Here is an 11,468-nt window from a genome sequence, read left to right as displayed (position 1 = left end):
TGATTTTGCTCTTCAACACTCACACACACCAAACAGCGCCCCCCCCCATTGGCCAAACCAGTCAACCAAGTTGAAAGCTTTGACCATTGCCCACCCACCGCTCTAGAGCGACTATTTCACCGGTCTACGTACCCATCCTGAAAATAAAAAACACACAGGGATTTGAAGCGATGCGTGATTACTCGGCTGCCACCACCCAGTTCAACTACCAACACACCGTCGACGCTGCCTTGTCGGGCAACCTGCAGGCCCTCAACGCCTGCGTCGAATGCTGCGACCGCCACGCATTACCTGGCCGCATCGCACTGTTCTGGGAGGGCAAGGACGGCCGCAGCGCCACCGTCACCTTCACCCAACTGCAAGACCAGGCCGCACGCTTCGCCAACTTCCTCCTGGCCCAGGGTGTCAATCGCGGCGACAAGGTGGCAGGCCTCCTGCCACGCACCGCCGAGCTGCTGGTGGTCGTCCTCGCCACCTGGCGCATCGGCGCGGTCTATCAGCCGCTGTTCACCGCCTTCGGCCCCAAGGCCATCGAACACCGCCTGAACAGCTCCGGCGCGGCGCTGGTGGTGACCGATGCAGTAAACCGTCCCAAACTGACGGAAGTGGCCGACTGCCCGACCATCGTCACCGTCGCCGGCCCCAACGGCGAAGGCATCGTGCGCGGCGATTTCAGCTTCTGGGCCGAGTTGCCCAACTATGTCAACCTCTGCGAACCCGTATTGCTGGGCGCCGACGATCCGTTCCTGCTGATGTTCACCTCAGGCACCACCGGCCCGTCGAAAGCCCTGGCCGTGCCGCTCAAGGCAATCGTCGCGTTCCAGAGCTACACCCGCGACGCCGTCGACCTGCGCCCCGAAGACGCATTCTGGAACGTCGCCGACCCGGGCTGGGCCTACGGCATCTATTTCGGCGTGACCGGCCCCTTGTCCATGGGCCACCCGATCACCTTCTACGATGGCCCGTTCACCCTCGAAAGCACGTGCCGTGTCATCAACAAATACGGGATTACCAACCTCACCGGTTCGCCCACCGCCTACCGCCTGCTGATCGCCGGGGGTGAGCAGTTCGCCAAGTCGATCAAGGGCAAGCTGCGTATTGTCAGCAGTGCCGGCGAGCCGCTGAACCCGGAAGTGATCCGCTGGTTCGCCGATAACCTCGGCGTGACCATCCACGACCACTACGGCCAGACCGAGCTGGGCATGGTGCTGTGCAATCACCATGGCTTGGAGCATCCGGTGCACGTCGGCTCCGCGGGCTTTGCCTCGCCGGGCCATCGCATCGTGGTGCTGGACGACAACCATCAGGAGTTGCCCGCCGGCCAACCGGGCATCCTCGCCATCGACCGCGAGCAATCGCCGATGTGCTGGTTTGCCGGTTATGACGGCGTCAAGACCAAGGCCTTCGTCGGCAAGTACTACCTCAGCGGCGATACGGTGGAGCTGAACCCCGATGGCAGCATCAGCTTTGTCGGGCGCAGCGACGATGTGATTACCACCTCCGGCTATCGCGTGGGGCCGTTCGACGTAGAAAGCGCCTTGATCGAGCATCCGGCCGTGGTGGAGGCCGCCGTGGTGGGCAAGCCATGTCCGGAACGCACCGAGATCGTCAAGGCGTTTGTGGTGCTCAGCGAGCAGTACCGCGCCGAGCCGGCCCTGGCCGAAGAGCTGCGCCAGCACGTGCGCAAGCGCCTGGCCGCTCACTCGTACCCGCGGGAAATCGAATTTGTCAGCGAGCTGCCCAAGACCCCGAGCGGCAAGCTGCAACGCTTCATTTTGCGTAATCAGGAAATTGCCAAGGCCCAGGCGGCCACGGCGTGACCCATTCTTCAAGGAAACAATGATGCAGATTGAGAACAAGGTTTTTCTGGTCAGCGGTGGCGCTTCAGGCCTCGGCGCGGCAACCGCCGAGATGCTCGTGGCGGCCGGTGCCAAGGTGATGCTGGTGGACCTGAACGCCGACGCAGTGGCCGCCCAGGCGCAAAAGCTCGGCGCGCAGGCCCGCAGCGTGGTCGCCGATATCAGCCAGGAAGCCGCTGCCGAAGCGGCGGTACAGGCCACCGTCGCCGCCTTTGGCGGTTTGCATGGGTTGGTCAACTGTGCCGGTGTGGTGCGGGGCGAGAAAATCCTCGGCAAAAATGGCCCGCACGTGCTGGCCAACTTCGCCCAGGTGATCAACGTCAACCTGATCGGCAGTTTCAACCTGCTGCGCCTGGCTGCAGCGGCTATCGCTGAAACCGAGGCGAATGCCGATGGCGAGCGCGGTGTGATCATCAATACCGCTTCAGTGGCAGCGTTTGACGGCCAGATCGGCCAGGCGGCCTATGCCGCTTCCAAGGGCGCGATTGCCAGCCTGACCCTGCCGGCGGCCCGCGAACTGGCGCGCTACGGGATTCGGGTGATGACCATCGCCCCCGGTATTTTCGAAACTCCGATGATGGCGGGCATGACGCCGCAAGTGCGCGAATCCCTCGCCGCCGGCGTGCCATTCCCGCCGCGCCTGGGCAAGCCGGGCGAGTACGCCGCGCTGGTGCGGCATATCATTGAAAACAGCATGCTTAACGGCGAGGTGATCCGTCTCGACGGCGCCTTGCGCATGGCAGCCAAATAAGGAGATTTTTCATGACTGATCCCATCGTTATTGTCAGCGCAGTACGCACGCCAATGGGCGGGTTCCAGGGCGATCTCAAAGGCCTCACCGCTCCGCAACTGGGCGCTGCGGCGATTCGTGCAGCGGTCGAACGCGCCGGTATCGCTTCCGATGCCGTGGATGAAGTGCTGTTCGGTTGCGTGCTGCCCGCCGGCCTCGGCCAGGCGCCGGCACGCCAGGCGGCGCTGGGTGCTGGCCTGGACAAGTCCACGCGCTGCACCACCCTCAACAAGATGTGCGGCTCGGGCATGGAAGCCACGATCCTGGCCCATGACGCGTTGCTGGCAGGCAGCGTGGAGGTGGCCATCGCCGGTGGCATGGAGAGCATGTCCAACGCGCCGTACCTGCTGGACCGCGCCCGCAGCGGCTATCGCATGGGCCACGGCCGGGTGCTCGACCACATGTTCCTCGACGGCCTTGAAGACGCCTACGACAAGGGCCGCCTGATGGGCACCTTTGCCGAGGACTGCGCCGAGCACAACGGCTTTTCCCGCGAGGCCCAGGACGCGTTCGCGATTGCGTCCCTGACCCGTGCGCAACAGGCGATCACCGACGGCAACTTCATCGCCGAAATCGTCCCGGTGCAGGTCACCGTGGGCAAGGAACAGAAAACCATCATCCACGACGAACAGCCGCCGAAAGCCAAGCTGGACAAGATCGCCACCCTGAAGCCGGCCTTCCGTGAAGGCGGCACGGTGACGGCAGCCAACTCCAGTTCGATTTCCGACGGTGCGGCGGCGCTGCTGCTGATGCGCCAGTCCGAAGCGCACAAGCGCGGGCTCAAGCCTCTGGCGGTGATCCATGGCCACGCGGCGTTTGCCGATGAGCCTGGCCTGTTCCCGGTAGCGCCGGTGGGGGCGATCCGCAAGCTGATGAGCAAGACCGGCTGGAACCTCGACGAAGTCGACCTGTTTGAAATCAACGAAGCCTTTGCCGTGGTCAGCCTGGTGACCATGAGCAAGCTGGAGATTCCCCACAGCAAGGTCAACATCCACGGCGGTGCCTGTGCCCTGGGCCATCCGATTGGCGCGTCCGGCGCGCGGATCCTGGTGACCCTGCTTTCGGCCCTGCGCCAGAAAGGCCTCAAGCGCGGCGTTGCAGCTATCTGCATCGGCGGCGGTGAAGCCACGGCCATGGCCGTTGAATGCCTGTACTAAGGAACACCTATGCTGCCGAATGACGAACAACTGCAAATCAGCGAAGCCGCCCGGCAATTTGCCCAGGAACGCCTTAAACCGTTCGCTGCCGAGTGGGACCGCGAGCATCGCTTTCCCAAGGAAGCCATTGGTGAAATGGCCGAGCTGGGCTTTTTTGGCATGCTGGTCCCGGAGCAATGGGGCGGCTGTGATACCGGCTACCTGGCCTACGCCATGGCCCTGGAAGAGATCGCTGCCGGTGACGGCGCCTGCTCGACCATCATGAGCGTGCACAACTCCGTGGGCTGCGTGCCGATCCTCAAGTTCGGCAATGATCAACAGCGCGAGCAGTTCCTCAAGCCCCTGGCCAGTGGTGCGATGCTCGGTGCGTTTGCCTTGACCGAGCCCCAGGCCGGTTCCGACGCCAGCGGCCTGAAAACCCGTGCCCGGCTGGAGGGTGATCACTACGTCTTGAATGGCTGCAAGCAGTTCATCACCTCCGGGCAAAACGCCGGGATCGTGATTGTGTTTGCAGTCACCGATCCGGCTGCCGGCAAACGCGGCATCAGCGCCTTTATCGTGCCCACCGACTCGCCGGGCTACAGCGTCGCGCGGGTCGAGGACAAGCTCGGCCAGCATGCTTCCGACACCTGCCAGATCCTGTTTGAGGATGTGAAGGTGCCGGTGGCCAATCGTTTGGGCGAGGAGGGCGAAGGCTACCGGATCGCCCTGGCCAACCTCGAAGGCGGGCGTGTCGGCATTGCTTCGCAGGCGGTAGGCATGGCGCGGGCGGCATTTGAAGCGGCCCGGGACTACGCCCGCGAGCGGGAAAGCTTTGGCAAGCCGATCATCGAGCACCAGGCCGTGGCCTTCCGCCTGGCGGACATGGCGACGCAAATCGCCGTGGCGCGGCAGATGGTGCATTACGCCGCCGCCCTGCGTGACAGTGGCAAGCCGGCGCTGGTGGAAGCGTCCATGGCCAAGCTGTTTGCTTCGGAAATGGCCGAAAAGGTCTGCTCGGCAGCCTTGCAAACCCTCGGCGGTTACGGTTACCTGAGCGACTTTCCCCTGGAGCGGATCTACCGCGATGTGCGGGTCTGCCAGATTTACGAAGGCACCAGCGATATTCAACGCATGGTCATTTCACGCAATCTCTGAGGAGTCTCTATGAGTTACGAAAGCATTTTGCTGGACGTGCAGGGCCGGGTCGGGCTGATCACCCTCAATCGCCCGCAAGCGCTGAACGCCCTGAACGCGCAACTGGTCAGCGAGCTGAACCAGGCGCTGGACAGCCTGGAAGCCAACCCGGAAATCGGCTGCATCGTGCTCACCGGCTCGAAAAAAGCCTTTGCCGCCGGTGCCGACATCAAGGAAATGGCCGAGCTGACCTACCCGCAGATCTACCTCGACGACCTGTTCAGCGACAGCGATCGCGTGGCCAACCGCCGCAAGCCGATCATCGCGGCGGTCAACGGGTTTGCCCTGGGTGGCGGTTGTGAACTGGCCTTGATGTGCGACTTCATCCTGGCGGGCGACAACGCCAAGTTTGGCCAGCCGGAAATCAACCTCGGCGTGCTGCCGGGCATGGGCGGCACCCAGCGCCTGACCCGCGCCGTGGGCAAGGCCAAGGCCATGGAAATGTGCCTGACCGGGCGCTTTATCGATGCGGTGGAAGCCGAGCGCTGCGGGATCGTCGCGCGCATCGTGCCGGCGGATGAGCTGTTGGACGAAGCACTGAAGGTCGCGACCCTGATCGCCGGCAAGTCGGTGCCCATCAGCATGATGGTCAAGGAAAGCGTCAACCGCGCGTTTGAAGTGAGCCTGTCCGAAGGCGTGCGCTTTGAGCGCCGGGTGTTCCACGCGGCGTTTGCCACGCTGGATCAGAAGGAAGGCATGGCGGCGTTTGTGGCCAAGCGTGCGCCGGAGTTCAAGGACAAGTAAACACTGTCCTGAAACGCTGAAGATCAAAAAATGTGGGAGCGGGCTTGCTCGCGAAGGCGGTATTACAGTCACCCGATGTATCGACTGATCCACCGCCTTCGCGAGCAAGCCCGCTCCCACATGGGTTATGCGAAATACCTGTTACAGCTGGTAGTTTTTCAATTCTCTGGCAATCACCATCCGCTGAATCTCGCTGGTGCCCTCGTAAATCTGGGTAATCCGCGCATCCCGGTAGTAACGCTCCACCGGGTAGTCCTCCAGATAGCCATAACCCCCATGAATCTGCATGGCTGAAGAGCACACCTTCTCGGCCATTTCCGAGGCAAACAGCTTGGCCTGGGAGGCCTCCGACAGGCATGGCTTGCCCGCACTGCGCAATCGGGCGGCATGCAGGATCAGCAGGCGCGCCGCATTCAGGCGGGTTTGCATGTCGGCCAGCAAGTTGGCCACGCTCTGGTGCTCGATGATCGCCTTGTCGAACTGCACCCGGTCACGGGCATAGGCCAGCGCGGCCTCAAAGGCGGCACGCGCAATACCCAGCGCCTGGGCGGCAATCCCGATGCGTCCGCCTTCGAGGTTGGACAGGGCGATGGCCAGGCCCTTGCCGCGTTCACCCAGCAGGTTGGCTTCCGGCACGGTGCACTGGTTGAGGGTGACGGCACAGGTGTCCGAGGCACGAATGCCCATCTTGTGCTCGGTACGGTCCACCACGAAGCCCGGGGTGTTGGTCGGCACCAGGAACGCCGAGATGCCTTTCTTGCCCAGCTCCGGGTCGGTCACTGCAAACACGATCGCCAGCTTGGCGCGCTTGCCGTTGCTGACAAACTGCTTGGCGCCGTTGATCACCCACTGGCCGTCCCGCAGTTCGGCACGGGTGCGCAGGTTGTGCGCTTCGGAACCGGCCTGGGGTTCGGTAAGGCAGAAGCAACCGATGGCATGGCCGTTGGCCAGTTCCGCCAGCCAGGTTTCCTTTTGTGCTTGTGAGCCGTAGTTGAGGATTGGCCCGCAACCCACTGAATTATGGATACTCATCAGTGCGCCGGTAGCGCCGTCGCCAGCGGAAATCTCTTCCACTGCCAGGGCGTAGGCCACGTAGTCGACGTAGGTGCCGCCCCATTCTTCAGGCACCACCATGCCCAGCAAACCCAACTCGCCCATCTTGGCGACCAGGGCATCGTCGATCCAGCCGGCCTTTTCCCAAGCCTGGGCGTGGGGGGCGATTTCGCCACGGGCAAAGTCCCGCGCCATGTCGCGGATCATCACTTGTTCTTCTGTAAATTCAATATCTTGCATGATTTAGTTCCCGTTCTTGTCGAAGTCGCGGAAGAAGCTTTCGACATGATCAGCCTCCAACGCCTGCAGGGTTGGAGGGTTCCAGCGAGGGGTTTTGTCCTTGTCGATCAGCAGGGCGCGGACGCCTTCGATCAGGTCGCCACGGGCAAACCATTGGCGGTCCAGGTGCAGTTCCAGGGCAAAGCACTGCTCCAGCGGCAGGTGGCGCCCGCGACGCAGCATCTGCAGGGTCACGGCCATGGCCAGGGGGGAGCGCGTCTGCATCAGGCTGGCGGTGGTCAATGCCCAGTCATGGCTGTCGGCGACGGTGACTTGCTGCAATTGCTCGACGATGCTCGGCACGTCCGGCAAGGCAAAGAAGTGATCGATGGCTGGGCGTAGCGCCGCCAGAGGGGCGTCGGGCAATTGTTGCACCGCGAGGCTGGCCAGCAGGCCTTGCAGGTCCTTGAGGGGAGAATCGTGCCATTCCAGGCGGTCCAGGCGCTGGTCGAGGTCGGCGAGCCGGGTGCTGTCGAGGTACCAGTCCGCCAGGCCGCAATACAGGGCGTCGGCGGCGCGAATCTGCACGCCGGTCACCCCGAGGTAGATCCCCAGTTCCCCGGAAATGCGCGGCAGGAAATAGCTGCCGCCCACGTCAGGGAAATACCCGATGGCCACCTCGGGCATTGCCAGGCGGCTGCGGTCGGTGACCACCCGCAGGTCGGCGCCTTGCACCAGGCCCATGCCACCGCCAAGGACGAAGCCGTCCATCAGTGCCAGGACCGGTTTGCGATAGTTGTGAATGGCGAGGTCGAGGGCGTATTCCTCGACGAAGAAGTCTTCGTGGAGGGTGTCGCCGCTCTTGAAGCTGTCGTACAGCGAGCGAATGTCGCCGCCGGCGCAGAAGGCTTTTTCACCGGCACCGCGCAACACCACGGCATGCACCTGGGGATCGTCCGCCCACGCCTGCAAATGCCGGCTGAGGCTGCGGACCATGTCCAGGGTGAGGGCGTTAAGGCCTGCGGGGCGATTGAGGGTCAGGTGGCCAATATGGTTGCGTACGTGCGCCAGGACCTCGTCTTGCACAATCCCGGCGCTGCTTGCCTCGGATGAAACCTGAGCAGTCATCTCTAACTCCCTGCTTTTATTGTTCTTTATCAAGATGTTCGCGGGCGAACCATCTCGCGATCGTACCAGTGCAAATTTGCCCAGTACAAGTCGGAATCATGCAGGTCGTTTTTGCATTTTTGCCTTATGGAGGAGGCTGGCCCTGGTGCTGGAAAACCGCGCCGATGGTGCGCCGCCGGGCATACCGCTCGCTGGCCTGGATCAGCTCCTCCAGCTCCTGGGGGGTAACGTCCAGGAACTGCTCGCGCTCGGCGAGGGCCTGCTTGAGGTCCTCGGCGCTGATCCCGGGGTTTTCGGTGGCCATTGGCATAAAGATCGGCGCAGCCGGTTCGCGGGTGCCCTTGGGGTAACGCGTGCGCGTGGCGTTGTTGTAGGCCAGCGCGCAGGCCAATAAGGCTGTGGCTCCCAGCATGACTGCGGCAAGTTCGTGCCAGCCCATGGCAATCGAGGCGGGGTCAGCCAGCACCAGGCTCATGGCCAGGCCGCCCGCCGGTGGATGCAGGCAGCGCAGCCAGCAGATCAGGATCACGGTCATCCCGGCAGCCAGGCATGCGCTGCCCAGCGTTCGGCCCAATACCCGGGCCACCAGCAGCGCAACAATCCCGGCACACAGGTAGCTGCCGATGATCGACCAGGGCTGGGCCAGCGCGCCGGAGGATACGGCAAACAGCAGCACCGCCGAGGCTCCCAGCGGGCCTATCAGGTGCAGGGCCACCTCGGTGCCGAACACCTGGGCGCACACCCAGACGCTGAACAGTGTGCCCAGGGCCATGCCGATGGCGGCACGACTCCATTCGGCAGGGCGGGTATTGATGGCAGCGGGTAACCAGCGAGCGAGCATTGACAGACGATCCGTGAAAAGCGGGCGAAAAAAAAGGCTTGCCTGGTTTCCCGGAAAAGCCCTTTAAAGAAGTTCCTGCATTTGGGGGAGGAACCTGCGCAGTGTGCCAATCGATGAAGACTGCTGCCAATGCATATTAATGCAGGTCAAGTGCAGTATTTTTGCAGTAAAACGTGTCAGCCAAACGGTATCAGGCGGGTTGGCGGTGGCATGGGGTTGCTGATCTTGCCCAGCACACGGTCATCGGTTTCCTCGTTGATCAGCAGGTTTTGTACATTTTCCCGCAGCGATGGATTGTTGGCCAATGGCCCCTTGAGCACCACCAGTGCATCACGCAGTTCCATCAGCCGATCCAGTTTTGGCAGCGGGATGTAACCCGCATTGACTCTGTCGCGGGACAAAGGCGCGACAGCGTCAGAGGTTGAAGGCTCGGGCAATCGACGGTCGGACACAAAACATTCCTCTAAATGAAATAAACGGCAGCGCTGAATGCTGTTTAAAAGGTCTTTATTGTTATTTCGACTGTTCGTTTAAGCGGGGCATGTCTTGATTGATGGCTTGCTGCTACGTTCGTCGAGTTTCTTTCGAAAGTAACAGGAATGCCTTACACCGCACCTTTGGAACTTCTGAAAATAGTTAAAAGGTATTAAATAATTAACTCGCTTGGCAGGCGAGTCTACAGTCGAGGGCTAGGGGCGGGAAGAGGGCGTCTTATCGGTAGCAGCGTATAGATGCGTAGGATGTTTCTCGATAGTTGCTACGCTAAAAGTTTCGAAGTTGAAGGGGCAAAGAAGTTTCTTACATACACTTGGATTTATAACTACTGAATGTACTGGCGCGGGATAAGCGGTTGGTTCCGCTTATCCCGCGCCCTGTATCAAGGTTGTGCGGGTTTGATCAAATGCAGCAGTACGTAGGGGTTCTTGTCGAACTGGCCGGTCAGTACCGGCTGCAGTGAACGAAAACGCGGGTCGCTCAACGCTTCATAGTCCGACTGGCTCATGATCAGCCATGCAGGAGCCTGGATCGGCGCCAGATCGGCAGGCAACTGGGTAAACAACGGCACCCGGTCGCAATCGAGGTTGACCATGAACTTGATGGCTTTTGCGTCCTTGCCCAGTGCGTGCAATACCAGCGGCGCCGGTTGTTGCTGGGTCAGCGCATGGGCCTGGAGGGTAAAGGTGCGCGTGTCATACAGCCGGCGCTCCAGCGGCTCGACCATCACGATATACGCCAGCCACACCGCCAATACCGCGGCGAAGGCCGGGCCCACGTAGCGAAGCCGCCGGTTGAACAGCAAGCCCAGCACCAGTACCTGGATCGCGATCAGGATCCCGAACACCGGATTGAGGCTGCCAATCTGCTCGGGGAAGCGGTGACGCGCCACGAACAAGCCTGCGATCAGCAGCCCCGGAATGACCGTCCACAACCCCAGCATCAGCCAGCGCAGCCCGGCGAACAGTCTGCCCCGCGACACCTGGAACGGATACGCGGCGATGATCGCGGCCAGGGGCAGCATCGGCAGCACATAGCGCGCTTTTTTCGCCTGGGGCACCGACAAGCCGATCATCACGATCAAGCCGGCGGCGAGGCAGTACAGCACCAGTTTCAGCGCCGGGCCCTTGTCCTCGCGGCCACCGGCGACAATCGCAATCAGCGCGAGTATTGCCAACGGATACGCCGGCGCGTAGTTACCCAGCGAACTGCTGAAGTAATACAGCGCGCTGCCGGAGCCTTCGGTGCCGTCCATGCGACCCAGGAACTGCATGCGGATCACGTCCTGCATGAACGTTTCACCGCCACTGAGCTTGGCCAGCAGCAACAGCAGGCCCACGCACGCCGCCAGTAACGCCAACGCCAGCAGGCCGAAACTGAACAGCTGGCGCCATTGCCGATTGATCAGGTAATAGCTGCACAGCATGCCGGTGGGGATCACCAGGCCGATCGGCCCACGGATCGCGAACCCCACGATCAGCAGCGCAAACAGCCAGTGCAGGCGCTTGCCGGCGCCGAAGTGGTCGTGGGCGTAACCCAGGTAGAAGACCGTCAGAGCCACTGCCGCCAGCATCTGGTCGAGGGACACCGCGCGGGTTTCGCTGATGAAGGTACTGCTGAGCAGCATCACCGCGATGCTCAGCAGTGCCCAGCGCCGGGAGTAGGGCGCGGTCAGCCGGTAGAGCAGCACCACGATCAGTGCCGAAGCGATGGCCGTGGGCAGCCAGGCCGTCAGGCTGGTGACCTGCCCCAGGGGCACCGACAGCAGCCAGGTCAGCAGCGTCGAGGTGGCCAGGTAATCGGCATAAGGTTGCCCGTACGTGGTCGGGAAGAACCCCGGCCCGTGGCGCAGCATCTCCTGGGCGAACAGCACGAAGCGCGAGTCAAAGCCGATGATTGCCTGGTTCCAGTTGCCCGCGACAAACAGGATCAGGGCCAGCAGCCCCAGGATCCATGAGTGGCGGCGGATCGTCGGGCTGAGCAGGGGCCGATGAGCTTTGTCCACG

10 protein-coding genes are annotated in these 11,468 nt (G+C 62.3%); 5 read left to right on the top strand and 5 right to left on the bottom strand.

Features of this window, described 5'->3' with window-relative positions:
- Positions 1-170: 170 nt before the first annotated feature.
- Genes HX801_RS23475 through HX801_RS23455 form a run of 5 tightly spaced genes read left to right on the top strand, consistent with a single transcriptional unit; the run spans position 171 to position 5,726 of the window.
- Positions 171-1,820 carry an AMP-binding protein gene (locus HX801_RS23475; RefSeq protein WP_102604356.1) on the top strand — a complete coding sequence of 550 codons (1,650 nt, stop codon included), beginning with the start codon at positions 171-173 and terminating at the stop codon, positions 1,818-1,820.
- 22 nt (positions 1,821-1,842) lie between these two features.
- Positions 1,843-2,610 (top strand): SDR family NAD(P)-dependent oxidoreductase, encoded by a 768-nt coding sequence (locus HX801_RS23470; protein WP_008433459.1) that lies wholly within the window; start codon positions 1,843-1,845, stop codon positions 2,608-2,610.
- 11 nt (positions 2,611-2,621) lie between these two features.
- Complete coding sequence (locus HX801_RS23465) at positions 2,622-3,806, top strand: acetyl-CoA C-acyltransferase (protein ID WP_008433457.1); 1,185 nt, start codon at positions 2,622-2,624, stop codon at positions 3,804-3,806.
- A gap of 9 nt (positions 3,807-3,815) precedes the next feature.
- The gene (locus HX801_RS23460; protein ID WP_008433455.1) at positions 3,816-4,943 is read left to right on the top strand and encodes an acyl-CoA dehydrogenase; all 1,128 of its coding nucleotides are present in this window, start codon (positions 3,816-3,818) and stop codon (positions 4,941-4,943) included.
- Positions 4,944-4,952: 9 nt separating this feature from the next.
- Complete coding sequence (locus HX801_RS23455; protein WP_003217608.1) at positions 4,953-5,726, top strand: enoyl-CoA hydratase; 774 nt, start codon at positions 4,953-4,955, stop codon at positions 5,724-5,726.
- Between the two features lie 141 nt (positions 5,727-5,867).
- On the opposite strand, the gene HX801_RS23450 is transcribed toward HX801_RS23455, so the two are convergent.
- The 5 genes from HX801_RS23450 to HX801_RS23430 all read right to left on the bottom strand — a co-directional run bounded on the left by HX801_RS23450 (position 5,868) and on the right by HX801_RS23430 (position 11,467).
- Positions 5,868-7,019, bottom strand: coding sequence for an acyl-CoA dehydrogenase family protein (locus tag HX801_RS23450; protein WP_177022833.1), 1,152 nt, complete (start codon positions 7,017-7,019; stop codon positions 5,868-5,870).
- Between the two features lie 3 nt (positions 7,020-7,022).
- The gene (locus HX801_RS23445; RefSeq protein ID WP_008433451.1) at positions 7,023-8,126 is read right to left on the bottom strand and encodes an enoyl-CoA hydratase/isomerase family protein; all 1,104 of its coding nucleotides are present in this window, start codon (positions 8,124-8,126) and stop codon (positions 7,023-7,025) included.
- Positions 8,127-8,250: 124 nt separating this feature from the next.
- On the bottom strand, positions 8,251-8,967 hold the full coding sequence (locus HX801_RS23440) for an HPP family protein (protein WP_102604350.1): 717 nt from the start codon (positions 8,965-8,967) through the stop codon (positions 8,251-8,253).
- A gap of 176 nt (positions 8,968-9,143) precedes the next feature.
- Positions 9,144-9,323 carry a type VI secretion system contractile sheath small subunit gene (locus HX801_RS23435; RefSeq protein ID WP_256344058.1) on the bottom strand — a complete coding sequence of 60 codons (180 nt, stop codon included), beginning with the start codon at positions 9,321-9,323 and terminating at the stop codon, positions 9,144-9,146.
- Between the two features lie 521 nt (positions 9,324-9,844).
- The gene (locus tag HX801_RS23430) at positions 9,845-11,467 is read right to left on the bottom strand and encodes a phospholipid carrier-dependent glycosyltransferase (protein ID WP_177022832.1); all 1,623 of its coding nucleotides are present in this window, start codon (positions 11,465-11,467) and stop codon (positions 9,845-9,847) included.
- Position 11,468: the final 1 nt, after the last annotated feature.

The organism is Pseudomonas sp. G1002 (assembly GCF_013385455.1).
Taxonomy (GTDB): Bacteria; Pseudomonadota; Gammaproteobacteria; order Pseudomonadales; family Pseudomonadaceae; genus Aquipseudomonas.
This window is presented reverse-complemented; position numbering and strand designations above follow the sequence as displayed.

What these genes read in the sequence shown, in the direction of transcription:
- HX801_RS23475 (WP_102604356.1), top strand. Translation starts at nt 171, where the DNA reads ATGCGTGATTACTCGGCTGCCACCACCCAGTTCAACTACCAACACACC.
- HX801_RS23470 (WP_008433459.1), top strand. Translation starts at nt 1,843, where the DNA reads ATGCAGATTGAGAACAAGGTTTTTCTGGTCAGCGGTGGCGCTTCAGGC.
- HX801_RS23465 (WP_008433457.1), top strand. Translation starts at nt 2,622, where the DNA reads ATGACTGATCCCATCGTTATTGTCAGCGCAGTACGCACGCCAATGGGC.
- HX801_RS23460 (WP_008433455.1), top strand. Translation starts at nt 3,816, where the DNA reads ATGCTGCCGAATGACGAACAACTGCAAATCAGCGAAGCCGCCCGGCAA.
- HX801_RS23455 (WP_003217608.1), top strand. Translation starts at nt 4,953, where the DNA reads ATGAGTTACGAAAGCATTTTGCTGGACGTGCAGGGCCGGGTCGGGCTG.
- HX801_RS23450 (WP_177022833.1), bottom strand. Translation starts at nt 7,019, where the DNA reads ATGCAAGATATTGAATTTACAGAAGAACAAGTGATGATCCGCGACATG.
- HX801_RS23445 (WP_008433451.1), bottom strand. Translation starts at nt 8,126, where the DNA reads ATGACTGCTCAGGTTTCATCCGAGGCAAGCAGCGCCGGGATTGTGCAA.
- HX801_RS23440 (WP_102604350.1), bottom strand. Translation starts at nt 8,967, where the DNA reads ATGCTCGCTCGCTGGTTACCCGCTGCCATCAATACCCGCCCTGCCGAA.